This is a genomic window from Alcanivorax sp. DSM 26293 (assembly GCF_900107995.1).
Classification (GTDB): Bacteria; Pseudomonadota; Gammaproteobacteria; order Pseudomonadales; family Alcanivoracaceae; genus Alcanivorax.
The window spans coordinates 291,882-316,268 of the sequence record NZ_FNUM01000002.1; the positions used below are offsets into that span (position 1 = coordinate 291,882).

The 24,387-nt window shown below is 58.9% G+C and carries 22 protein-coding genes; 7 read left to right on the forward strand and 15 right to left on the reverse strand.

Features of this window, described 5'->3' with window-relative positions; all coding sequences use genetic code 11:
- Window positions 1-134 precede the first annotated feature (134 nt).
- The gene (locus tag C4S63_RS04890) at window positions 135-2,027 is read left to right on the forward strand and encodes a sodium:proton antiporter (protein ID WP_103916876.1); all 1,893 of its coding nucleotides are present in this window, start codon (window positions 135-137) and stop codon (window positions 2,025-2,027) included.
- A 1-nt stretch (window position 2,028) separates the two neighbouring features.
- Here C4S63_RS04890 and C4S63_RS04895 read toward each other — a convergent pair whose 3' ends face one another.
- The 5 genes from C4S63_RS04895 to C4S63_RS04915 all read right to left on the reverse strand — a co-directional run bounded on the left by C4S63_RS04895 (window position 2,029) and on the right by C4S63_RS04915 (window position 8,206).
- Window positions 2,029-2,451, reverse strand: coding sequence for a MerR family transcriptional regulator (locus tag C4S63_RS04895; RefSeq protein ID WP_103916877.1), 423 nt, complete (start codon window positions 2,449-2,451; stop codon window positions 2,029-2,031).
- 1 nt (window position 2,452) lies between these two features.
- A complete protein-coding gene (locus tag C4S63_RS04900) occupies window positions 2,453-3,391 on the reverse strand; it encodes a hypothetical protein (protein ID WP_103916878.1) in 939 nt (312 codons plus the stop codon).
- Window positions 3,392-3,530: 139 nt separating this feature from the next.
- Window positions 3,531-5,090, reverse strand: coding sequence for an FGGY-family carbohydrate kinase (locus C4S63_RS04905; protein WP_103916879.1), 1,560 nt, complete (start codon window positions 5,088-5,090; stop codon window positions 3,531-3,533).
- Window positions 5,087-6,586 carry a glycerol-3-phosphate dehydrogenase/oxidase gene (locus C4S63_RS04910; protein WP_103916880.1) on the reverse strand — a complete coding sequence of 500 codons (1,500 nt, stop codon included), beginning with the start codon at window positions 6,584-6,586 and terminating at the stop codon, window positions 5,087-5,089. Before C4S63_RS04910 ends, C4S63_RS04905 begins: the two co-directional genes overlap by 4 nt.
- Window positions 6,587-6,598: 12 nt before the next feature.
- The gene (locus C4S63_RS04915) at window positions 6,599-8,206 is read right to left on the reverse strand and encodes an FAD-binding oxidoreductase (protein WP_103916881.1); all 1,608 of its coding nucleotides are present in this window, start codon (window positions 8,204-8,206) and stop codon (window positions 6,599-6,601) included.
- Window positions 8,207-8,550: 344 nt separating this feature from the next.
- On the opposite strand from C4S63_RS04915, the gene C4S63_RS04920 reads away from it, so the two are divergent.
- The 3 genes from C4S63_RS04920 to C4S63_RS04930 all read left to right on the forward strand — a co-directional run bounded on the left by C4S63_RS04920 (window position 8,551) and on the right by C4S63_RS04930 (window position 11,334).
- The gene (locus C4S63_RS04920; RefSeq protein ID WP_062816043.1) at window positions 8,551-9,219 is read left to right on the forward strand and encodes an OmpA family protein; all 669 of its coding nucleotides are present in this window, start codon (window positions 8,551-8,553) and stop codon (window positions 9,217-9,219) included.
- A gap of 136 nt (window positions 9,220-9,355) precedes the next feature.
- A complete protein-coding gene (ada, locus tag C4S63_RS04925) occupies window positions 9,356-10,453 on the forward strand; it encodes a bifunctional DNA-binding transcriptional regulator/O6-methylguanine-DNA methyltransferase Ada (protein WP_103916882.1) in 1,098 nt (365 codons plus the stop codon).
- Window positions 10,429-11,334, forward strand: coding sequence for a DNA-3-methyladenine glycosylase (locus C4S63_RS04930; protein WP_103916883.1), 906 nt, complete (start codon window positions 10,429-10,431; stop codon window positions 11,332-11,334). Before ada ends, C4S63_RS04930 begins: the two co-directional genes overlap by 25 nt.
- Before the next feature lie 132 nt (window positions 11,335-11,466).
- Here C4S63_RS04930 and C4S63_RS04935 read toward each other — a convergent pair whose 3' ends face one another.
- The gene (locus C4S63_RS04935) at window positions 11,467-12,735 is read right to left on the reverse strand and encodes an MFS transporter (RefSeq protein WP_103916884.1); all 1,269 of its coding nucleotides are present in this window, start codon (window positions 12,733-12,735) and stop codon (window positions 11,467-11,469) included.
- Between C4S63_RS04935 and C4S63_RS04940 the strand changes: the two genes are divergently transcribed.
- Window positions 12,726-13,502, forward strand: a complete 777-nt coding sequence (locus C4S63_RS04940; RefSeq protein ID WP_103916885.1) for a patatin-like phospholipase family protein — start codon at window positions 12,726-12,728, stop codon at window positions 13,500-13,502. The two genes, C4S63_RS04935 and C4S63_RS04940, sit on opposite strands and share 10 nt — an antisense overlap.
- A gap of 79 nt (window positions 13,503-13,581) precedes the next feature.
- Here the strand turns inward: C4S63_RS04940 and C4S63_RS04945 are convergent, their stop codons facing one another.
- The 3 genes from C4S63_RS04945 to C4S63_RS04955 form a co-directional block, all read right to left on the reverse strand.
- Entirely contained in the window at window positions 13,582-14,694 is a 1,113-nt protein-coding gene (locus C4S63_RS04945) for a ferritin-like domain-containing protein (RefSeq protein WP_103916886.1), read from the reverse strand.
- 315 nt (window positions 14,695-15,009) lie between these two features.
- Window positions 15,010-15,459 (reverse strand): PaaI family thioesterase, encoded by a 450-nt coding sequence (locus tag C4S63_RS04950; protein ID WP_035244352.1) that lies wholly within the window; start codon window positions 15,457-15,459, stop codon window positions 15,010-15,012.
- Window positions 15,456-15,926: a PaaI family thioesterase gene (locus C4S63_RS04955; RefSeq protein WP_234999936.1), complete on the reverse strand. Its 471-nt coding sequence runs from the start codon at window positions 15,924-15,926 to the stop codon at window positions 15,456-15,458. Before C4S63_RS04955 ends, C4S63_RS04950 begins: the two co-directional genes overlap by 4 nt.
- Window positions 15,927-16,063: 137 nt before the next feature.
- Here C4S63_RS04955 and C4S63_RS04960 point away from each other — a divergent pair, with 137 nt between their 5' ends.
- Window positions 16,064-17,188, forward strand: coding sequence for an alpha/beta fold hydrolase (locus tag C4S63_RS04960; protein ID WP_103916888.1), 1,125 nt, complete (start codon window positions 16,064-16,066; stop codon window positions 17,186-17,188).
- 87 nt (window positions 17,189-17,275) lie between these two features.
- Here C4S63_RS04960 and C4S63_RS04965 read toward each other — a convergent pair whose 3' ends face one another.
- The 5 genes from C4S63_RS04965 to C4S63_RS04985 all read right to left on the reverse strand — a co-directional run bounded on the left by C4S63_RS04965 (window position 17,276) and on the right by C4S63_RS04985 (window position 20,817).
- Window positions 17,276-18,037 carry a hypothetical protein gene (locus tag C4S63_RS04965; protein WP_234999937.1) on the reverse strand — a complete coding sequence of 254 codons (762 nt, stop codon included), beginning with the start codon at window positions 18,035-18,037 and terminating at the stop codon, window positions 17,276-17,278.
- A gap of 80 nt (window positions 18,038-18,117) precedes the next feature.
- Window positions 18,118-18,912 (reverse strand): hypothetical protein, encoded by a 795-nt coding sequence (locus tag C4S63_RS04970; protein WP_103916889.1) that lies wholly within the window; start codon window positions 18,910-18,912, stop codon window positions 18,118-18,120.
- A 142-nt stretch (window positions 18,913-19,054) separates the two neighbouring features.
- Window positions 19,055-19,651, reverse strand: coding sequence for a DUF805 domain-containing protein (locus tag C4S63_RS04975; protein ID WP_103916890.1), 597 nt, complete (start codon window positions 19,649-19,651; stop codon window positions 19,055-19,057).
- Window positions 19,635-20,045: a YkvA family protein gene (locus C4S63_RS04980; protein WP_103916891.1), complete on the reverse strand. Its 411-nt coding sequence runs from the start codon at window positions 20,043-20,045 to the stop codon at window positions 19,635-19,637. Before C4S63_RS04980 ends, C4S63_RS04975 begins: the two co-directional genes overlap by 17 nt.
- On the reverse strand, window positions 20,035-20,817 hold the full coding sequence (locus C4S63_RS04985) for a ParA family protein (RefSeq protein WP_062816053.1): 783 nt from the start codon (window positions 20,815-20,817) through the stop codon (window positions 20,035-20,037). The genes C4S63_RS04980 and C4S63_RS04985 overlap by 11 nt, the downstream gene beginning before the upstream one ends.
- 473 nt (window positions 20,818-21,290) lie before the next feature.
- Here C4S63_RS04985 and C4S63_RS04990 point away from each other — a divergent pair, with 473 nt between their 5' ends.
- A complete protein-coding gene (locus C4S63_RS04990; RefSeq protein WP_103916892.1) occupies window positions 21,291-22,634 on the forward strand; it encodes a cytochrome P450 in 1,344 nt (447 codons plus the stop codon).
- Between the two features lie 63 nt (window positions 22,635-22,697).
- Here the strand turns inward: C4S63_RS04990 and gorA are convergent, their stop codons facing one another.
- Entirely contained in the window at window positions 22,698-24,062 is a 1,365-nt protein-coding gene (gene gorA, locus C4S63_RS04995; RefSeq protein WP_103916893.1) for a glutathione-disulfide reductase, read from the reverse strand.
- Between the last annotated feature and the right edge of the window lie 325 nt (window positions 24,063-24,387).

Sequence of the window (24,387 nt, forward strand, 5' to 3'; positions counted from 1 at the left end):
TGGATGCCAGTGATGACAATACAACCAACGGACCGGCGCAGATGCCCCGCAGATTGTTTGCCACTGCATGCTGCCATCGGCCCCATGAATAACGCTGCCCGCCCAACCTGCCGTCATTACCAAACGGAAACTGCATGGATTTAGAGATCGCTTACCAATTGGCCATCATTACCGTCGTGGCCTTCCTCTGCCAGTGGGTTTCCTGGCGCATCAAACTCCCTGCCATTCTCCCGTTGTTGTTGACCGGTCTGGCTCTGGGACCACTCACTGGCGTGTTGGAGCCCAAAGAGCTGCTGGGCGATTTGCTTCTTCCCGGCGTGTCGCTTGCGGTTTCTATCATTCTCTTCGAAGGGGCCATGACCCTGCGCTTCGACGAGATCCGCGGCCTCGAGAAAACGGTGCGTCGCCTGGTGACCTGGGGGGCACTGGTGACCTGGTCCATCGTGGCCATTTCTGCCTGGTGGTTATTGAAGCTGTCTTTTGACCTGGCCCTGCTGTTCGGCGCTCTCGTCGTGGTCACCGGGCCTACCGTGATCGTGCCGTTGTTGCGCAGCGTACGCCCGGTGAGCAGCGTGGCCCGGCTGTTGCGCTGGGAAGGCATCGTGATTGACCCGCTGGGCGCCATTTTTGCCGTACTGGCCTATGAGCTGGTGGTGGCCAGTGGCCAGGAAGGCGCCCTGCTCCACACCCTGTGGCTGTTTATCCAGACCATTACCGTGGGCACCGCCATCGGGGTTGTGGTTGCCATGGCACTGGCGGCGCTGCTGCGTCGACATCTGGTGCCGGAATATCTGCGCAGCTTTCTGGTGCTGTCTCTGGTGATCGGCGAATTCGTGCTTGCCAATGCGCTCAGTGAGGAATCCGGCCTGGTGGCCGTCACTGCCACCGGCATCGTGCTGGCCAACCTGAAGGGAGTACGGACCAACGACATCCTTCACTTCAAGGAAAACCTGTCGGTCATTCTGATTTCCGGCCTGTTTATTGTGCTGGCCGCGCGACTGGAAATGCAGGAGCTGCAGCAGCTGGGGCTGATGGCACTGGTGCTGCTGGCAATTATCCAGCTGGTGGCCCGCCCTGCCTCGGTGCTGGTGGCAACCCTTGGCTCCAATCTGAACTGGCGGGAGAAGTCCCTGCTTGCCTGGATTGCCCCACGGGGGATTGTTGCTGCGGCTATCTCCGCCCTGTTTGCCGAACGCTTGCTGCAAAACGGTGTGGCTGGTGCGGAAATGCTGGTCCCCCTCACATTCATGGTCATCATTGGCACGGTGGCCCTGCAAAGCCTGACTGCCCGGCCGCTGGCACGGTTACTGAAAGTCGCCGAGCCGGCACCGCGAGGTTTCCTGATTGTGGGAGCCAACCCGGTGGCCCGGGCCATTGGGTCTTCCCTGCAGAAAAACCAGTTCCCGGTGATGGTTACCGATTCCAGCTGGGAGTCCATCCGTCTGGCGCGCATGGAAGGCCTGAGCACCTTCTACGGTAATCCGGTCTCCCAGCATGCAGACCAATATATGGATCTGGTGGGTTACGGAAAACTGCTGGGCCTGAGCCCACGGCGAGAGCTCAACACCATGGCGACCATGCGCTATCGCCTGGAATTCGGGGAACCCAACATCTTCAGCCTGCCGACCCAGCGCAGCGACAAGGAAGTGAAGCATGAAGTGGCCCCTGAACACCGGGGCGCCACGTTATTTGGTGCGGAAATGACCTATGCCCGCCTGGCCAGCCTGTTAAGTCAGGGGGCGGAAATCCGCAAGACCCGGCTCACCGAGGAATTCGACTTCAACACCTACCTGCAGACCCCTCACCGCCGGGTATGGCCGCTGTTTGCCATCGACCCCCGTGATCGTATCTATGTCTTCAGCGAGGAAAGCCAGCCGGCACCGAAGGCGGGCTGGCATGTACTGGGTCTGGTGAAGGAAGATGCCGCCAAGGAAGAGGCCCGTACTGAAGCCCGCGCTGAAGCGGCTGCGGAAAAAGTGGCCGCAGACAAACAGAAAGGTGCCGACAAGGCCGCCAAGAAAGACTGATCTAGCCGGTTTCACCGGCATCATCCGCAAAGGTATCAATCAGGCCGCAAACCCGACCATCGTCAAGACGCTGGTCGGGGACTGTTTGCCATTCGGCCATGGCGGTACGCATTCTCTGGCTCAGTGACTGCAACTCGGCAATACGATCCTCCACCTGCTGCAAGCGGGTTTCAATCAGCGTACGCACCTGACCACAAGGGGTCTCTCCATGCCGGGATGCCTCTGCCAGAGCCTGGATATCCGCAAGCGTAAACCCCAGGGAGCGCGCCTTCAGGGCAAACCGCAGCAGCCGTAGATCCGTATTTCCGTAACGGCGATAACCGTTATTCGGGTCCCTGACCGGTTGCAGCAAACCAATGTCGGTGTAATGCCGAACCGTTTCGGTGGTAGTTCCCGTCTTGCGGGCCAGATCGGAAACACGCATATCAATAGTCTCCCGGCACAGTCCAGGGTTGGTAGAGTGTGGGTACCGGGGTACCCTGCAGCTGGTAATAATTCCGGATGGCGGCCGACAGGGTGTCAGCCCCCAAAGCAGCGGAAAGCTGATCGAGAAACGCCGTCCCGCCCGGCTCTACCGCCAGAAAACATTGCAGCGCCACGTCGGCCAGCAAGCGATGTTCCGTGTGCCGTTGCCAGGCCAGCGCCAGATCGGCCTGCACCCATTCACATCGCCGCTGAAGCAACGTCTGCTGCCCTTCCAGCCACCATAGATAGGGATCATCGCCGAGGGCACCATGAAGCGTCTGGCTGATTTGCCGGTAATTCTCGAGATCAGCGTTCAGAGCCTTCTCGAGTTGCCACAGGGCCGGCTTGTCAGAGACGACCTGGGCCGCCAGGGCCTGCTCCTCGCAGGGTTTGCCGCTGCATTGCGCGAGCCATAACGCCTGCAGCACGGGATGGTCCGCGGCCAGGCTGGCCAGTTCCGGAGAATCAGGGCGCTTGTGCAGCATGGTCAGAAACGCCTTGCCCTGTCCGCGGTTAAATTGATCACCGTAGGCGATCAACTCACTCAGCTCGAGGCCGCTGCTGTAGTCATACCATCCGGTCAACCGGTAGTCTGGCCCGGGCTCACCCTCCAGCCGTAAAAACCCCACCCTGCCATCAACGAAATGCAGCCTGACGCGGGCGGCAAAACGCGCCCGGTGTTGATTGAATCCGGTGATGGCGAACTGTTCGATGGGGGTGTCCTGCACCCAGCGGGCCAGCAGCTTGTCGGGAATGGATACCAGCGCCTGGCGGGCCAGCAGCGGCTTGAGCGATCCGCTGGCCAGGTCCGCCCTTAACGCCTGCAGGGTGGCGCTGCCAGCAACCGCAGAGGATGCCAGACAGAAAAGCAACAATGCGGCCCAGAATCGGAAAACCATGGAAAACCTCATTCAGTCCGGCACAGCCTAGGCAAAAAAACGGACACAAGCCACAACGGACGAAGAATGAAACGGGCGGATTCGGTCTCTGTAGTGCGAGTCGGGCTGCCAAGGGATCCCGCCATGCCGGCGAACAGTCCTATCTGGCCGGGTAGCCGGTTATCTGCCGGATGGAACGATACAAGGGAGACAGGCGCGGGTACATTTTGCGGTAGACCTGACGGAAAAGCGCATCGTATTGACGCGCCGTTTCCGTGTCAGGCTCAAAGCGCTTGCCCGGCCGTGTCATGGCCGCCACTGCACTGGCATGATCCGCATGCAGCCCCATGGCCACGGCCGCGTTAATCGCTGCACCCAGACCGGAGGTTTCCGAGGTATGCGGGCGTTCGGCGGGCAAGCCGAATATATTGGCCGTGATCTGCATGATGGCATCGCTCTGTGAGCCACCCCCGGACACCCTTAACGACTGCACTGCAACCCGGTTACGTTTTTCCAGGCGTTCCTTGCCCTCGCGCAACGCATAGGCAATACCTTCGATGATCGCTCGGTAGAGATGGGCGCGGGTATGCACGTCACCAAAACCGATAATGGCCCCTTTGGCCTCGGGACCGGGTATGCGCACCCCGGGGTTCCAGAAAGGTTGCAGCACCAGCCCCATGGCACCCGGTGGCGATTCATTCAGGAAGGATTCGAACAGGGTTTCCGGGCTGACGCCCAGCTCTTGCGCCTGCTGCACTTCCTGTTGGGCGAACTCCCGCTTGAACCAGTTCACCATCCAGTAACCGCGCTGAACGATGATCTCCGAATTAAAACGCCCCGGGACCGCGGCACTGTAAGCGGGCACAAAGGGGATAGGCTCCACATAACGTTCGTTGCAGGTATTGAAGGTGGCAGTGGTGCCGTAGCTGAGGTTGCCGATGTCCGGGGTAAAGGCACCCGACCCAAGTACTTCACAGGCTTTGTCAGCCCCACTGGCGATCACCGGCAACCCGGCAGGAATGCCGGTGTGTCGACTGGCGGCGGCAGTCACCTTGCCCAGGGTCTCCCCCGGCGGAATCAGCTCAGGTAACTGTTCGCGTGTCACCTGCAGGGCTTTCCATTTCAGATCATGGGACGGCGCCCAGCGCTGTCCCCTGTAATCAAACGGAATGTAGCCGACCTGGGAGGCCGTACAGTCGCGAATTTCTCCGGTAAGCCGGAAGTTCAGATAGCCGGAGAGCAGCAGAAAATGCGCAGTTCGCTGCCATATTTCCGGCTCGTCCTGGGCCAGCCAGTTGCATTCTGCCTTGGCCTGGAACTGGCGCAGGGTTTCCCCTTGGCCCAACAAATTCACCGGCGCCTCATACCACCAGGGAAGTCGGGGAAAGTCCGGCGTGCGGCGTTGATCCAGCCAGATCACAGCCGGACGAAGTGGCTTCATCGCCTTGTCCAGGCAGACTACCGAGGCTCGCTGGGTGGTCAGGGAGACAGCCACAACCCGGGAGCGCAGCTCGGCATGCTCCAGCCACAGCCCCTGACAAGCCTGGCCCAACTGCTCCCAAAAATAATTGGCATCCTGCTCCGCGTGACCGGGCTGATCCACCACGTAGGGCTCAATATGTTGCTGATACCGGGCCACAAGCTCGCCGTGGCCGTCAAACAGCATGGCCCGGGCGCTTTGTGTGCCCTGATCCAGAGCCAGCAGTAATGGCGCACTCATGCTGTGGCCTGCTGTAATGGAGACGCGGGCACACCGTAATATCGCTGATGAATATCCAGATAACGGGCCCTTTCTTCCTGCCAGCGCTCGTCATCCCAACCCAGACTTTGCTGAATCTGTTGTTGCAAGGCATCGAGCTTGGCTTTGCCTGCTTGCGGCAAAAGCAAACCCAGGCGGGTCCGGCGCAACATCAGGTCATCCAGGTGCACCACATCTTCGTGATCCAGAATCCACTGAATGAAATCCGGGTCACCCTGGTCCGCATGGAGGAAAGCATCCACGGCTGCGGGCGCATCGCTGATGGGCGTAAAGCCGGGTTCTCGGCTTTTCTGGCCGCGTCGGTGGGTGGCGCTGTCAATCAGTCCGGTGGCAAGCAAGGCATCCAGGGCGATCAGCCGAAAGGTAGTGAGCTTGCCGCCACTGACAGTGACGATGCCGTTTTCCCCCCACACCGCATGGTCGCGGCGCTCTTTGGAGGGGTCCAGCCCCTTCCCCGAGGCAATCACCGGTCGGACACCGGCAATGGTGGCGTAGATATCCTTGCGGTCGAGTTTGACGTCAGGGAACTGGCTGTTGATGAGGCGCAGCAAGTAGTCCACTTCCTGGCCACTGGCGGCGGCTTCGATGTCCATGTCCTGGGGATGATCCAGGTCCGTCGTGCCCACACAGGTCACTCCCTCCCAGGGGAAGACAAAGACCGGGCGGCCATCATCCGGGTGCATCACCGTCAGGCAATCCTTCACTGGCAGGCGTTCAGGGTCGACAAACAGGTGACTGCCACGGAGCGGCCGCACACGCGGGTCGCTACCGGAAAATCGGTCTGCCCAGGCCCCCGTCGCACTGACCACCCGACGTGATGAGAGAGTGGCGGTCTGCCCGCTGGTACGGTCTGTGACGGTGATGGCAAATTTGTCTCCATCGGCCATCGCCTGCTCCACCCGGCAATAATTCTGCGCCACCCCGCCATGGCGGGCCGCTTCCAGGATCGCCCGCACCACCAGACGACAATCATCGGTGAGCGCATCGGTATAACTCATTGCGCCGGTCAGCGACTGACGATTCAATCCGGGCACCCGCTCCAGCAATTGCTCGCGGCTCAGGTAGCGATGGTCACGGATGCCCGCCAGGAAGTCATAGAGCCAGAGAATGGCTTTCATGGGCCAACGGCCCGGGAACACCCCTTTGCGCAACGGGAAGAGATAGGTTGCCCGCTCCACCAGCCCCGGCAATTCGTCGATCAGGCGCTCCCGTTCCAGCAGGGAATGGCGCGTCAGGCGAATGTCCCCCTGGGCAATGTATCGCAGCCCCCCATGGACCATCTTCGAGGAGCGGCTGGACGTCCCCCAGGCAAAATCGGTCTGTTCGAGCAGCAACACACGGAGCCCGCGGCGCGCCGCTTCCAGAAGCACGCCGGCACCGGTGATTCCGCCACCGATGACAACAAGATCCCAATTTTCGTCAGCCAGGGCGTCCAGGGATTGGCGTTTGCCTAACATCAATATTCCTTCTCAAGTCCGGGACGTTGCGTTTTCAACCAAACAACCCGGGTTCAACCGTTGCTGGGGATCAAAGTGCTTTACCAGCGACCCCAGTGCTGCCATGCCCTGATCCCCTTTCTCATGATGAAGCCAGGGAGCGTGGTCGCGCCCTACCCCGTGCTGGTGACTGATCGTGCCGCCATGGGCCACGATGGCATTGCTGGCCGCCTGTTTCATGGCCTGCCAACGTTCCAGGGTCGCCTGATACGTGTCGGAGCAGCGAAACACATACGTGGTATAGATACTGGAACCCTGCGGATACAGGTGTGACAGATGGGTAAAGACATGCACCTTCTCACCCTCCCCCACATTGTCACGCACCGCCTGTTCCATGGCCTCCATGGCCGGGGTGACCTGCTTCCAGTCCACTGCGGTCTCGAACGTGTCCACCACGTAACCATGCTCCCAGAGGCCATGGCGAAGATAGGGAGAGCGGAAACGGGACTCTTCCCACTTTTTGCCGAGCAGCTCACCCACCACTGTGCCGCCAGCGGCACGAATGCGTTTCTTGACGGTGGCCAGTGTATGGCGCACCAGTGCCCTTTCGCCGGTGACACCAAAGGTGATCATGCATTTTTCATTCCGGCAACCGCGTAATGCCAGGTAGCGGTGCAACACAGAGACCATTTTTTCATGTCCGGCCAGCATCAGATGGGTACGGGTTTCTTCCGCATTGGACAAGCGCAGCATGGAAAGCGGCAGCTTTGCCTGGGTGAGGCTGCGTACCAAGGTCTTGGCTGTTTCCCAATCCGGTGCAAAGGCCACCTGAAAGGTTTCCATTTCCGGCAAAGGCGTAATCCGGACCTTGACCTCGGTAATGACACCCATGCGCCCTTCCGAGCCCATGATGATTTCCCGCAAATCCGGCCCGGCGGACGACGCCGGAATGGTGGGGATATCCAGGGTCCCCCTGGGGGTTTCAACACGGCCACCGGCGAACATCTGCTCGATGCGACCGTAACGCATGGACTGCTGGCCACTGGAACGGCTGGCGACCCAGCCTCCCACGGTAGAAAGCTCCCAGGATTGCGGAAAATGCCCCAGCATATATCCCTTTTCCCGCAACTGGCCTTCCACTTCCGGTCCGGGTGTACCGGCTCCGAAAGTGGCAATCTGGCTTTCCTTGTCCAGATGCAGTAGCCGATTCATGGCCGCCAGGGACAGGGTCAGGATCGGCTTGTCGCTGGCTGGCGGGTTGATGTGCCCTGCTACGGAAGTGCCGCCCCCATAGGGGATAACCAGCACATCATGCTCCTGCGCCCAGACCAGCAAGGCTTTCACCTCAGCGCTTTTAGTGGGTATGGCAACACCGTCGGGGAAACGGCCGAAATCCCCGGAGCGCATGGCTAGCCAGTCCGGCAGACTCTGGCCTCGGGCGTGGCGGATCCGGGTTTCCGCATCAGTTCGGATCAGCGGGTGGGCTGGCAGACGGGACCGTGGAACCGCCTGGGATACCGTGGTGATTTCCGCATCAGGCAAGGGTGTAGCGGAACCAAGGCGGGATTGTAGGAAAGTCAGGCCAGAGGCCTTCAGCGGATAATGGTTGGCGCTGTCGCCCCAGCCGTTCCAGCGTCGCATGCAGCGTACTCCTTGATGTTGGGAATCCGTCGGCCCCGAATGAAAGAGGATGGACAGGGGCAGATCGGACCTGACTCATGCCCCATGGTAGACCTGCAGAGTGAGGTTTTCACTGGCGCAGGGGGACACCTGATGGACTATTTCGGACACGCAAAGTATTACCCTCGCCGTTACCGGAATCATGGATCCGGTATGCGCATATCTAGATTGGCAACCGGATTTTTTCGTACAAATTCGTAAACTCGTGAAGACGCAGCTTTACCGATCCTGTTTGCAGGGCTATTGTCTCTACACTCTCAAACCATTTTAAAACCAATACCTTATATAATTTACAAGGAGTTTCCATGAAACGTTTTATTGGCTGCCTGGCACTGGCAGGTGCTGTTTCCCTGCAGGCAGGCTGTAGCACCATCAACCCCTATACTGGTGAGAAGCAGACCTCCAAAGCCGGCATGGGTGCCGGTATTGGCGCTGTAACCGGTGCCCTGATCGGTATCGCCACGTCTGACAGTGCCAAGGAACGCAAGGAGCGGGCTCTGAAAGGGGCCGGTATTGGTGCCGTTGCCGGCGGTGGCGTGGGCTACTACATGGATGTCCAGGAAGCCAAATTGCGCGAAAAAATGGAAGGTGCTGGCGTCTCTGTGACCCGTGATGGCGACAATATCATTCTGAATATGCCGGGCAATCTGACCTTCGATACCGACAGCACCACGGTGAAGCCCTCTTTCCGTCCGGTACTGGATGCGGTGTCTGAGGTCCTCAAGGAATACAAGTCCACCATGATCCAGGTGGCCGGTCACACCGACAGCACCGGCGGTGACAAGTACAACCTGATGCTTTCCCAGCAGCGCGCCCAGTCCGTGGCCAACATTCTCAGCGGTTTCGGCGTTGAGCAAGTGCGTCTGGACACCGTCGGTTTCGGCGAAACCCAGCCTATTGCCAGCAACAGCACCGCCAGCGGTCGTGAACAGAACCGCCGCGTTGAACTGACCCTGCTGCCCTACACCGAGTAAGGTAGTCGGGTTCGTCTGGAGGTGGGTGCCCTCACCCACCTCCCATTCCCGCCGCTTTTTTCAATTCCCCCGCAACATCCAGAGTGCATCACGATTTCCTTCGCGCCACGATCCGTTCAGACTCATGACGGAAACAATGAAGGGACAGATCGTGGTGACAGCCTCTCAGCCGGTGACAGACACACAGTGGCAGGCCATCCTGAAACGGGACCGGAACGCGGATGGGCGTTTTATCTATGGGGTGATCACTACCGGCATTTTTTGCCGCCCCAGTTGCCCGGCAAGACGTCCCAATGTGGAAAATGTGCGGATTTTTCCTGATGGCACGGCAGCCTTGCAGGCAGGATTTCGCCCCTGTCGTCGCTGCAACCCCCTTTCTGTGGCAGGCTCGCCGGTAACCGCCACCGTAACCGCCCTGTGCCGGCACATTGAACACAGCCATAGTCTCCCGACTTTGGAAGAACTGGCCACACAATGCGGCTGGTCGCGCTACCATTTGCAACGCCAGTTCAAGGCCATCACCGGTCTGACTCCCAGGGAGTATGCGTTGGCGGTGCGCCGACGACGCCTGTGCGGAAATTTACAGCGCCACAGCTCCATCCTTCGAGCCATGGAGGACGCCGGCATGGAGTCCAGCAGTCAGCTTTATACCCAGGGCAAGCAGATGTTGGGCATGCTGCCCGGCCAGTATCGTTCCCGCGGTGCGGGAATCACCATCCGATTTGCCATGGCCGAATGCAGCCTGGGAAGCCTGCTGGTGGCGGAAACGGCGCAGGGTATCTGTGCCATCAGCCTCGGTGATGAGCCGGAGCCGTTACTCCTGGAATTCCAGGCCCGCTTTGCCGGCGCCGACCTGCTTCCCCCGGATCCGGCGTTTGATGACAAGGTGGCCCGGGTTATTGCACTGATGGAAGATCCGCACCGGAACCTGTCGTTACCGCTGGACATTCGCGGCACCGTTTTTCAACAGCGTGTGTGGCAGGCGCTGCAGCAGATACCGCCGGGCACCACCCTGTCCTATCAGGAGCTGGCCGAAAAAATCGGCCAGCCGGCTGCGGCCCGGGCGGTGGCCTCGGCCTGTGCCGCCAATACCCTGGCCGTGGCCATCCCCTGCCACCGCATTGTTCGCCGCGATGGCAGCCTGTCCGGCTATCGCTGGGGCGTGGAGCGCAAACGGGCCTTGCTGGAACGTGAGCACGAGGAGAGTGAGTGCGAAAAAAAACAGCGGAGGTAGTTCTGCCGTTGCCGGTGGATTTTGATCGCGAGGCGTTTCTGGATTTTCACCGGCGTGATGTTCAAGCGGTAGCCGAGAGAGTTGATGCCAAGAGGCTCGACAAGGCCTTGATCTGGCAGCAGATACCGGCCCTGCTGGTCGTGGAATTCAGCGAACCCGGCCAGGCCCGGGTTGTGCTGCAGCCGGACAGTGACGTGCCGTTAACCGGTGTTTCACTGGCCGCCTTTGCGCGACATCTGCTGGGCCTGGATCAGCCAACGCAGGAATTCGAAACAAAGGTTGCCGATCATCCTCTGGTGGGCGCATTGGTGCGCTCCCAGGCCGGGTTGCGGGTGCCGCAATCCGCATCACCTTTCGAGGCACTGAGCTGGGCAATCATCGGCCAGCAGATCAGTGTGGCCGCTGCGGTTTCCATTCGTCGACGCTTTATCCTGGCACTTGGCCGCCAGCACTGTAGCGGCCTGTACTGCTACCCCGATGCCAGCGATGTGATTGCCACCGACGTGGAAACATTGAAAGCCTGCGGGTTTTCGCGCAGCAAGGCAGATTGCCTGCTGACCGTGGCTCAAGCCTGTCTTGCTGAATCCCTGCTACCGCAGATCGGCATCCCAGAGAACCGCCTGAAAACACTACAGAAGACATTACTGGACATCCGCGGGCTCGGCCCCTGGAGCGTTCACTATGCATTGCTGCGAGGCTATGCCCGGATGGACGGCAGCCTCCACGGGGATGTGGCCGTGCGCCGGGCAATCCAACAATTACAGGGTGGTGCCACTCCGCCGACCGCCCGGGAAGCCGAAGCCTGGCTGGCAGACTTCCGCCCCTGGCGCAGCCTGCTGGCGGCTCATCTATGGAAATCGTTATCCTTAATTGATAATTGAGAATGGATACTTGATAACGGCACGATCAACGTCGAGACGGATCTGAAAACGCAAAGACCACGTCCAGGGATTGGGCTCGGCCTGTTGGGTGTGGAAGCAGGGTTGGCTGTCCTGCGTGCTATCAATTCTCAATTATCCATTATCAATTGCTTTGCTATCAGCCGCGGAACGCACCAGCCGCCAGGCCAGCCAGGCCAGTGGCACCATCAGGGACATCACCAGCAAATAGGGCCAACGATGGTCGAGGGTGTACAGCCCGGTGCCCACCAACGGCCCGAGAATAAACCCCAGCGCCGGACAAGCGCTGGCCAGCCCGGCCACCCTGCCCTGTTCTTCACTGCTGACCCGCAGGCTGGCCAGAGACATGATCGCCGGCATGCCAAAACCCAGCCCAAGACCTACCAGCAGCACCGCAAAGCTCATCACCCATTGCCGGTCTGCCAGCCACAGAATCAGCGCCCCCGCGCCAAGCGCAGGCACCGCCAGGGCGACCAACAGCGTGGCAGGGGCTCGCAGCCATTGCACCACCACAATCTGGCCGAACAATGAGGTGACGGCCGCTGCCATCATGGTCAGGCCAAGGGCGCGGGCGGCCGCCGCCGGTGACAGCCCGAAGTGGTCCTGAAACAGGAATCCCAGGGTCTGCTGAATCAGCGCAAAGCTCATGAACAGCATCACCCCGGTAAGCAGTAAGTCGCGCAGGCGCGGATCCGCATAGGCGCCGAGTCCGCTGCGCAGCACCTTGCCCAGCGACACTGTGCGGGCCCTAGGCTGGTGCGGCGATGGGGGCAGCCACAACGCTGTGGCAATGGCCATCAGCGCGGTCAGGGCTGCCACCCCATAAAGCGGAAAGACCAGGCCCACCGCCGCCAGAATGCCGCCGGATACCGGGCCGATCACCGTGCCCAGATTATTGGCAGCACCGATTCGGCCCATGCCCTGGGTCCGTTGTTCGGGAGTGGTGATATCAGCGGTATAGGCCGCCGCCGCTGCTGGCGTGGCCGCCATAATGGCTGCCTGCACCATACGACTGAGCACCAGGCCTGCCACCAGCAGCCCGCCGGCCAGTCCGCCGTGCAGGCCAATATCGAATACCACCGCAAACATCAAGGTGCCGAGGGAGTAGCCGCTCAACCCGATCACCAGCACCCGCTTGCGGCCCAGGGATTCGCTGAGGGTGCCCCACACCGGGCTGGCCAGCGCAAAAACCAGTGAGGAACAACTGATAATCAGCCCCACCTGCATTTCCGCGAGCCCCGTGGCACGCCCCAGAGAGGGCAGCAGCGTGAATACCAGCGTCTGGCCCAGGGCCGTCACGGCCACGGCGGTCAGCAGGATTGTGTGGCTGAGGGTGCCCGGGTTAGGGTTTGTCGCCGCAGAGGAAGCATTCAATGAAGACATATCCCGCCCCGAGCCTGGCTGAATGGTTGGCAGATCGCCCCTTCACCCTGGCCATGTCGTCCGGATTTTTTGGTTTTTTTGCCCATTTTGGTGTCGTCAAAGCCTTGAAAGAAAATGAATTGCACCCGGCCCGCTACTGCGGTTCCAGTGCCGGTGCGTTGGTCGCGGCCTGCATGGCCAGTCAGGCGTGCCCGGAGAAAATGGAACGCACCCTGCTGGGGCTGTCTCGAGATCATTTCTGGGACCCCGCACCCGGCCTCGGTTTGCTGGCCGGCAAACGTTTTCGGACCCTGTTGCAGGGTCTGGTCCCGCTAACAGACCTGGCCCACAGCCCTACCCCGGTTGCCCTTTCCGCCTGGCACGCCGCCAGTCGGCGCACCCGGGTGCTGAAAACCGGTGACCCAGTGGAAGCTGTCTATGCGTCCTGTGCGGTGCCATTGCTTTTCCAGCCCGCACGCATCGATGGAGGGTATTACTGGGATGGCGGCATCGCGGATCGCCACGGTCTGGCCGGCACCTGGCCCGGCGAGCGTGTACTTTATCACCATCTGCAATCCCGATCCCCGTGGCGTCGGGCCAATAGCCCTGCCTTGCAGGCGCCTTTGCGCCACAACCTGATCACCCTGGCCATTGACGGCCTGGCCCGCAGCGGTCCGGGGAAGCTGGAACAGGGGCCCGTGGCGTTACAGCAGGCCTATGACGCGACCACTCAGGCACTGGCCAAACCGGTTCGGCAGGGAATGGTCAACGTCGACAGCGTGTATTGAAACGCAAGGTGCACTGAGCCTAAGCGAACTGCTCCCTACGCTGTCTATGGGCTTTTGTAAGAGCCTATAGACACAGCCCTCAGGAGGCTTCGTCGTAGAGAGGTTTCGACAGCTCTGCCCAGTCCACTTCACCATCATCCACCAGGTTTTCGAACTGCAGGATGCCCAGCTCTTCGAAACGGGGACGCACTGACTCGGTGAGCAGGCCGATACGTTTCAGGTTGGGCATGATGCGGGTGAATAGCAGATTGCGGAACTGGGCCATGATGGTGGAAGACAGCACCTGCTCACGGGCCTCTTCCACATCCCAGCCAAAGTGCTCAAAGACCTCGGTGCTAATCAGCCGTTCGCGCATGACCACACAGGCTTCAAACGCGAAGTGGGCGCGTTCCTCCCTCTCTTCCTCAGAAAGAGTCTCAACAAAATCCTCCAAGTAATTGACACCAAAGGTAACGTGGCGTGCTTCATCACGAATCACCAAATGGATAATCTGCTTGAGAAGCGGGTCATGGGCGGTCAGCTTGAGGGTGTTGAAGGCCGCCAGAGCCAGGCCCTCAATGATGATCTGCATGCCGATGAACTTCAGGTCCCAGCGCGGATCGGAAAGGATCTTGTCGAGCAGTGCCTTCAGGTTGGGGTTCACCGGATACAGGATGCCGATTTTTTCCTGCAGGTACCGGGTGAACACTTCAACGTGTCGGGCCTCGTCAAAAGTCTGACTCGCCGCATAGAGCTTGGCATCGTAGGACGGCGCGCAACTGGCTAATTGCGATGCCACCAGCAGTGCGCCCTGCTCCCCGTGCATGAACTGCGCCAGCATCCAGGCCAGGTTGTGCCAGCCGAAACGCAGCTTCTCGTCATCGCTCAGTGCCTCGAACGTGGGCCAGCCGTTGAACGGATTAAAGGCCTGATCGAGAGGAACCTCGCTCCTGGGGAAGGTCTGGGTCCAGTCCAGATCCATGTCTGCATTCCAGTTCAGCTCCTTGCCAAGGCGATACAACTTGCGGATACGGCCATCGGCACTGGAATAATCCCAGTTGTAGTGACCGGTAAGCGGGGTCTGGAAGATTTCCACCACATCCTGCACGTGGCCCGGTGTCAGCTTGTCTTCGATGTCCTCGGAGCCGGGGCCGTCCCAGTTGTCGTAGATGCTCACGGAAGTTGGTGGCGAGGTGACATTGGTTATTTTCATGGATACACCCTTTTTTAGCGTTGTAGCGCACACCCCGGAACGCATCGGTGCGCTCCGAACAGGTTCACTTAAACGCTAGGCGGAAGTGTTTGCCGGAACAATGTCGCGTTATGACAATCGGGTTACGGGCTGGCGCAAAATCACAATCGCAGCATGGACCGGGGAAGACTAACGGGGGCAAGCAGTGTGGGGATGCATCCGGTACCCGAACATGAATAACGGACAGGCGAGTCGTGTTGATTACGGAGCCAAGCGCCGCGCCCGACCTTAGGGCGCGGTTTCTTGGATAAAGAAGCAGGCCTCGATCCGTCAGGATCAGCCCGCATCATCGGACAGCAGGAAATGTGCCCGGGCAATGGTGATCGGCTCCTGGCGGTTTTTTTGCCAGGCGCTGATATGCACATTGGCGATCCGTCGCCCCAGTCGGGTGACGCTGCATTCCGCATAGGTGTCACGGAAAAGCCCGGCGCGCAGGTAATCGATGGTGAAATCGATGGTCTTGGGGACCCGTGGTTCCCCCATTTGCAACAGGATAAAGATAATCGCTGCCTGCTCCATGAAGCCTGCCACGGCCCCGCCATGCAAAGCTGGCAGAGTCGGATTGCCCACCACATTGTCATGCTTGGGCAATACAAAGGTCAGCTCGTCCCCTTGTGCCACCACCTGGATACCCAGAAAGCGGGCATAGGGCACCCGGTCAATCAGGCTCTGGTAGTCCGCTTCGCCGGCTCGGCATTCTTCAATCAGGGTTTTCAGTGCTTTCATTGCCCCACCACCTTGCCAGCAGTTTCAATTTTCAACCGGGTGTAGGTTGCCAGACCGGTTGCGATGGGCTCGTCCTCGGTGCCCTCCTCCCAGGTGGTGATGCGGACAAAGGCCACATGGTTGGTGAGCCGGTAACAGGTGGCTTCGCAAACCACCGCAGCGCCCTTGGCCGGTCCACGAAGGTGGTCGACGCGAAAGTCGATGGTGGGGGTGATTTCGAACGTGGGAAAGGTGCGACAGGTCACTGCCATACCGCCAGCATGGTCCATCATGGCGAAGATGGCGCCACCATGCATGACACCGGTTTCCGGGTTGCCCACCAGGTCTTCCCGCCAGGGCACCCTTACCCGGACTGCGTGTTCTTCGGCGCTGAGCACTTCCAGCCCCAGTACAACAGAGTGCCTGACCGACTCCAGAAAGCGGTTACAGACATCCAGACGAGTAAAGGATTGCGATGAAGTTGTCACGACGGCCAATGCCTCCTGTGCGTCGGGCGCGCTAGATTAGCGAGTCGACATTAATCTGCAAAGTGTTACTTTTTCACCATGGTAATGCGTTGCTTTCCCGATAGTATCCCCAGCCCCCTCATTGTCGGAGGCCATCCATGGCGACGTCATCCCGTTTGAAGACCAGTCTGCGTGCCGTTGGACATATCGTCGAGCGTCGACGGCATCCGCAACGGTTTATTCAGATCGACAAGTGCCCCTGGGATGAAATCTACCGGGACGGCATCATGGCCGTTCGCCATTATAGCCTGCCGCCCATGAGCGAAATCCCGGTCAACGACGAAATGATGCCGGTAGAGCGCAACAAATACCGCACCCCGTTGATTCTGGTACCGGCACTGGGCATCCAGTGCTGGACCTACGATCTGATGCCGAACCGCTCCATGGTCCGCTATCTGATGGCCCGAGGCTATGACGTCTACCTGGTGGACTGGGGCAAGCCGTCTCAGGCGGAGCGAAGCCTGGATCTGGATACCTATGTGAACCGCTGGTTGCCGGCGGCGGTGGACACGGTGAAAGTCCACTCCGGTCAGGAACAGGTCAATCTGCTGGGGTACTGCATGGGAGGCCTGCTTTGCCTGATGTATCTGGGCGGGCACCCGGATGCGCCGGTGCGGAGCCTGATCACGATTGCCAGCCCGGTGAATTTCCACAAGAGCGGCCCTTTTGGCAAGGCCCTTGGCCTGGCCTCGATTCCGGCCATGCAAGCCCACGACTGGTTCAAGGTGCGTCTCTCCCCGCTGGACGACAAGCTGTTCCATATCCCGGCGGGATTGCTCAGATTCGGATTCAAGATGACCAACCCTCCCGGGGTGGTTCAGGCTTACCTGGATCTGGTAAAGAATCTCGCCGACCGGGAATACGTTACCGAGTACATGACCATGGGCCAGTGGTTCAACGATATGGTGGATTACCCGGGCGCGGTGGTGCGGGAAGTGATCGAGAAGATGATTCTGGCCAACAGCCTGGCCAAGGGGAGAATCCGCGTTGGAGAGCGAAGCGTAGATTTCTCGGGCATTCACCAGGATCTGCTGGCGTTTGCCGGAACCACTGACAATATCGTCAGCCTGCGCGCGGCCAGGGAGGTCTTGCGGCTAGTCGGTAGCCAGGAGAAGCGATTCGAGGAAGTCCCCGGCGGTCACGCCGGGGTGTTCTCCGGTTCCAAGGCGCCGAGCCATGCCTGGCGCATCAGTGCAGACTGGCTGGCCACCCGTTCTGATTGATGTTGGATCTCTTCAGCAGCGAGACGGGCGCGCTGTAAAAGGGAGTGCCTGTCTCAATAGTCCCTTGCCAAACAACGGCGCGAGGCTTCAGGGCGCGACCAACTCATCCACCCGCTCTGCTATCTGGGTGGCATATCGGTAAAACAGGTACGGCACCTTGTTGGTATCCTGCTCGTTCATTCGCGGAATGGTGCCCCGAACGAAAACCCAGCGCTGCTCGACAAAAGCCAGAACCTCCTTCGCTTGCGGATCGCTGGCATAGCGGCTCTTGAGGCGGCTCAGCGTGTCATCGATACTTTTTGCTTCAAGGGCAAAGTCCAGCGGCGCCAACCCGGTACCGGTGGGCAGCCCCGCTGACGGGAAGGCAGCCAATGCCAGATACTCACTGGCCAGCCGCTGCATGGATACCGACAAATCCGCAATATCAAGATACTGGGCGTCAGGGGCACTTTGCGCCTGTTCTGCCAATTCGGCCACCGCCAGCGTCGTGGTATTCATCTCGCTCATGGCACCGTAATCGGCATAGCCGAGAGACGCCAGCGGGTTATCCATGGCCCGGCGGGAAAGATCGTTCCAGGCCTGGCCAAAGGCGTTAACCTGAGACACCTCGTCACCCTCAGCCTGGGATTTCAATTCAGCCACACGGCCCTCGCCGGCTTCCAGCAATTGGCGCAGGGCCGCACGATCTTCCGGGTTGTCACCACGGATCGAGAGCAGATGAAATCCCATCCTGGCACGCCAGGCATCCGCTTCGAGCATTGCAAGCTCCGTTGCAGACAGTGCCGCTTGTGCGCCGGAAACAGCCAACATCAGTGCACCCGCAAACACACACAGTCCTTGTTTTTTCACCCCGATATCCTCTTTTCAACCCCATGAAAAACCCCCGCCGTTAGCGGGGGCACAATGTATCTGAATAATGGCCGTTGTGACTATTCAACGGGCCCAAAGGTGGGCTTGGCCATATCCGTTGAAGCCAGGCTGATCGCCTGCTCCATGGTATCTACCATCTGCCGGGTATAGCGGTAGATAAGAAACGGCACCGCATTTTCATAGAACTTCACCATGGACTGACGAATGAATTTCCATTTTACCGCTACCTGATCCAGTGCCCGGGTCATGGCTTCATCGCCGGCATACTGGGCCTGGGCCGCTTTGAGCATCTTCTCGAATTCCGGTACGGCATTTTTGAAATCCAGCCGCCCCTCATCGGAACCTGAAGCCATACCGCCGGCCGGATCTGCTGCCACATTCAGGTATTCCGATGTCATCCGCTGCAAATAGGCGGAGAGCTCACGAATCTCATCGTACTGTCCATCTGAGGCATTCCCGAAGGTATCCATTTTTTCCGCCATGATAGCGGGAAGCTCATTCACGTCCTTGATGACGTAGGCATTGGTGTAGCCTTGCTCTGCCATGGTATTGCCCTTGGCAGCGTCCATGTAGAGAGCCCAGTCCTTTTCCAGATCCATGACAAACTGACGCTCTTCACTGCCTTCCGCACTGGCTTTCAAAGCGGAAAGCGCCTGACTGGCCTGTGAGATCGTCTTGTTCAGTTCTGAGGCGTAGATGTCACTGCCTGTCATCACTGTCAGCATATGAAAGTTTGTGCGCACTTTCCACAGTGATAATTCGAGTTCTTCAAGATCGGCATTGGTGATGGCTGCCATCCCCTGCACTGGCAGCAAGGCGATGGCCAAAAGGCTCCCCAGCAGACGCTTGCCCATAACTACTCCCTTTTCCAGATCGCTAATTGTTGTTGTGTGTTGTTTGTTTTTGCTCTGATCAAGCCTGCCCCGGGCAAGCAATGACGAAATTATAGTAAACACTATCACAAAATTCGTAAGAGAGAGGAACCTGACATTGATATCAAAATACCTCCATCCAATTGCGACCCGCAGCCGGCCAACTATCCGGTATTTGTGACAGGTAGGGCAGCAACCATTCCGGAGCCAGCCACGCAATTACCATGAAGGCGATGGTAGCTATAATCGAAAGCACATTAATAAACCAGAACAGTCCGCCGAACAGCATAACAATACCGCTCGGTAGCGGGTTGGGCGTGCCGTAACGGTTCATGGAGCTGCTGCCATTACCCAGGTATAGGAATAGATGAAAGGGCAGATTCAGCACAGGGACCAGGGACAGCAGAGCCCACCAGCCGCTCATATCCATATCATGAAGCCGGCGCACCATCAGCCCCACCGTGTAGAGCAATAACAGCAGCCCCACTATCAGCGTGACACCAATACCGACAAGGTCAGGGACAAGCTCCACGGAAAGCAGCATGGCAAGGGCAATCAGCAAAAACCCGGTGAACCATGCGGCAAATTGGTAACAGGCATACCGCAGCCGTCCCAGCCGTTGGCTGAGGCTAAGCACTGACAAGGGTTCGTAAACCAGGTTGCCGCGGCCATTAAAACCCGGCTTGAAGATGGCGTCGCTGTCGTCAGTCCTGCTTCTCATCGGCACGGATATCCCCCTTTGTATCACGCCACTCTCGATAGTTTTCAATGTCCTGTCGGGCAAATTGCCAGGATTTGGCAAGCACCCCCATATCATCCAGCAAGCCCAGGCCGATAATCGGGTCAGGAATGGCGTCCAGAGGCATCAGAAAGTACACCAACGCCCCGGTGATAGTCAGCAGGGTTGCCCAGGGTACCTGCCGATAGCGTCCTGAGGCCCAATCAAGCAGCATCGCGGCCAGGAGTTTAAGCTGCCCTGCGGCCTCGCCCAGCCGTTGCTGCAACTGATCAGAGCGGCTGAACACCGCCCTGGCCAACCAGCGACTGGCAGTGGCCGAACGCAATATGCGCTCGGCGCGGCGGGTGGCCTGGCGACGAAATGGATTAGCGGCCATTGAGCTCGTGGAACAGTGCGCGGTATTCCTCGGTCAGCTTGTGCTTGGGCTGCAAATTCACCAGCGGTGTGGCCTGTTCATGGGATTCCCGCATGACCACGCTGGCAGAGAGCTTGCTGCTCAACATGGGCAGGCCCTCTTCCTCCAGGGATGCCACCAGCTCCTGCGGCAATCGGGCGCGGGGCTGGAACTGATTGACCACAATTCCTTCCACCTGAAGCTCGTCGTTATGGTCTTCACGGGCTTCCTGAATATTTTCCAGCAGTGTGTACAGTGCTTTGCGGGAGAAGGCATCACAATCGAAGGGAATCAGCACCCGGTCCGCCGCAATCAAGGCGGAGAGGGTATAAAAGTTATAGGCCGGCGGAGTATCCACAAAGATCGCGTCAAAATCCTTTGCCAGGCTTTTCAGCAGGCCCCGGAGCTTATAGATCTTGTGCTTGGATTCGAGCATATGCTCGATTTCGCCCAGCTCCCCATCCGACGGCAAGACAAACAGGTTCTCGAAAGGAGTGGCATGCACGTACTCGCGAGCGTCCTTCTCTTTCAACCGAAACGACAGCGTCTGGGCAAAGAAAGTACCGATATTGGGTTTGGGGCCTTCCCCATTGCTGTACGCAGGCATCCCCAGCAGGTATTGGCTGGCATTACACTGCGGATCCAGATCCACCACCAGGGTGCGATTGCCTTCGGCAGCACTGATGGCAGCCAGGTTTACCGTGATGCTGGATTTCCCCACGCCCCCTTTCTGGTTAAAGACCACACGACGCATTCCTTGTTCTCCTTAATACAGCAGACTTGCAGATCAACTGCAGAACCCGTTCCACCGGGGCTTGCGCGTTCGGGCATTGGCGCCCTGGCCCGGATTCGATTCGAATCAGGCGACAGGCCCCTTTGACCGGCAAGACGATTCAACGCGAACCAGGCAGGCATCTGCAGGAATTTTGGTTTGTTGCCGAATCATACACAGGCCGTACTGGCTCTCCCAGTGTCCATGGGCCCTCTTTTTCTATCCACAGTTTCTGTGGATAACCGGGTGCATAACCCTTTAGTGATTGCCCACGGCCGCACCCCTTGGGCTGCCCGAGTCCGGCCGATCAAAAAAACACCACACCACAGGCTCAAACCCGCGCCAGTGACAATTAAATGCCGGCAAGGAAATGCCAACACGAAATCTGTTTAGTGGTGTTGAGCTTCAAGCGCTATCGGGCTAATAGTAAACGCACTGTTTATGAGGAAAGCCCCATGTCGCAACCGTTTTGCCCCGTGCCCACCCAAAGCCCGCTTCGGGCCGTACCCGGTGACAAGGGGCTGCCGCTCATTGGCCACACCCTCTCCTTCATGCGCGACCCCATCGGCTTGATGCGCAAGCGGTATGACCAATACGGCCCCGTGTCCTGGACCAGCGTTTTCGGTCTGAAAATGGTGCAATTGCTTGGTCCTGATGCCAATCAGTTCGTTATGCTCAACCGCGGCGATCTGTTCTCGAATCATCAGGGCTGGGATTACTTTATCGGCCGGTTTTTTCATCGCGGCATCATGCTGCTGGATTTCGAGGAACATCGCTGGCACCGGAAGATCATGCAGCAAGCCTTCAACCGGGAGGTGCTGAAAGGCTACCTGGAGAGAATGGGTCCGCACATCACCACCGGGATCACCCCCTGGAAATCGATCCCCGATTTCCACGTGCTCAATGCGGTAAAACAACTCACTCTGGACCTGGCCACGGATGTGTTCATGGGCTATGAGCTGGGCCCGGAGGCTGACGACATCAATCGCGCCTTTGTGGATACCGTTCGCGCCGGCACGGCGATCGTGCGCACCAGTGTGCCTGGTTTGCGCTGGTCGAAAGGGCTGAAAGGCCGAAAGGTTCTGGAAGCCTTTTTCCGCAAGGAAATTGCCGCAAAACGCCAAAGCCGGGATTCCGATCTGTTCAGTGTTCTGTGTCACGCCGAAACCGAAGACGGTGAGCAGTTCAGCGATGACGACGTGGTCAACCACATGATCTTTCTGATGATGGCGGCACACGACACCTCCACCATCACGCTTTCCACCCTCTTCTACTATCTGGCCAAGAATCCGCAATGGCAGGAACGTCTGCGCGAAGAAAGCCAGGCCCTCGGCAAAACCTGTCTGGACTACGAGGATCTGCCCCGGCTGGAGGGCATCGGCATGGCCATGAAAGAGGCGCTTCGACTCTGTGCTCCGGTACCTTCCCTGCCTCGCAAGACAGTGAAGGATGTGGAGTACGAGGGGTTCTTTATCCCCCGCGGCAGCTTCATTAACGTGGTGCCCTACTTCACGCACTACATGGAGGAATACTGGCCCGAACCGGAAAAGTTTGATCCTGAGCGATTCAGCGATGCTCGCCGTGAAGACAAGGTGCATCCCTATGCCTGGGTACCGTTTGGGGGCGGCGCCCACAAATGTATCGGTCTGCACTTTGCGGAGATGCAGGTGAAGGCCATTCTTCACCAGGTGCTGCTCAATTACCGCTGGAGTGTGCCACAGAATTACGAAATGCCAGTGGATACCACCAGCCTGCCGGTTCCCGGGGATGGGTTACCCGTAACACTGGAGAGAATCTGACACCCGGACCGCAGGCGCGCCGCCAGCGACGCGCCTACGTCTCGGGAAACGATAGGTTGATCGTCAGGCGGTGATTCTTTCTCCCTGACGCAGGGTGACCAGCTCTTCCGCCGCCGTGGGGTGTATGCCCACCGTGGCGTCAAAATCGGCCTTGGTGGCCCCCATCTTGATGGCCACGGCAAATCCCTGAGTGATTTCCGCCGCGTCCTCCCCGGCCATATGCAACCCGAGCACCTTGTCGCTTTCATCGTCCACGATCAGCTTGATAAAGCTGCGCTCCTGTTTGTCACCCAAGGTATAGCGCATGGGGCGGAAACCGCTTTTGTAAACCCGGACGGCAGGAGTCTGCCGCAACGCCTCTTCCTCGGTGAGGCCGACGGTGCCAATGTTGGGGTGGCTGAACACGGCGGTAGCAATATGGCGGTAATCCATGGGCGATGACGGCTTGTTCTCTCCGAACAATTTTGCAGCCAGCCACATCCCTTCAGATAGTGCCACAGGTGTCAGCTGCACACGGTCAATCACATCCCCCAGGGCATATAGCCCGGGAATGGACGTGGCAAACCCGGCATCGACCTGGATCGCCCCTTTATCCGTCAATGCCGGAACAGCGCCGTCTACAAACAGGCCATCCAGCTTCGGTACACGGCCGGTGGCGTAAAACACTTCATCGAAGGTTTGCTGGCTGCCATCCTGGTAGGTGACCTGTTTGCCGCTGCCCACGACGTCAAGACGGCTCACGTCGGCATTGAACTTCAGGTCCACGCCCTGCCCGCGCATTTGCTCTGCCACAAACTGCCGGATATCGCCGTCAAATCCGCGCAGGAAAAGGTCCCCGCGATAAATCTGGGTTACCTGGCAGCCCAGGCCGTGCAAGATGCCAGCGAATTCGGTAGCGATATAGCCTCCTCCTACCACTGCCACCTTGTCAGGCAGCGCCTCCAGGTAGAAAAGGTCGTCAGAGATTCGGGCCAATTCTGAGCCCGGGAACTCCGGCACATAAGGCTTGCCGCCGGTGGCGACGAGGATATTCGCCGCTTTCAGTTCCTGGTCATCCACCGCGACGCGGCCCTGGCCCAGCACCGTGCCATGTCCCTCAAAAACGGTCACCCCGGCCTGGTCAAGAATTCGCTGGTAAATGCCATTCAAACGCTGGATTTCCCGGCTTTTGTTATCTCTCAGGGTTGCCCAATCAAAGGACCAGCCCTTGATCGTAAAACCGAAATCCTCTGCCAAGGCAAATTCCTGAGGAAAATGCGCCCCGTAGGAAAACAGCTTCTTGGGGACACAACCCACATTCACGCAGGTACCGCCAAAAAACCGCTCTTCAATGATGGCAACCCGCGCACCGTGACTTGCCGCCATACGGGCCGCTCGAACACCGCCGGAACCGGCCCCGATTACCACCAGATCGAATTCTTTTGTCACTGCTGACTCCTTCAAGTTTGACCCTATTGTGCGCAGCGCGGGAAGATTCACAAGGCGTCCCCGCTGATACCGCTCATAGCCAACGGCAATAGCAGGGACAAACCGGAATGTGTGCCAGGTCACTTGGGCAATGACCGCAGCGATAGTATGATTGAGCTGGACTAGTCGCGACGCTCAGCACGTGAAAATGACCCTTTATCGAACAGGGGTCAACATCAACGGGCGTAGCGGTACCATGGGGGTAACGTCCATCAGAAATGCTAATCTGTTGCTATATAGTCTGGATGTAGACTGGTAAGGCATTTCACGAAAACAATAACGCGCC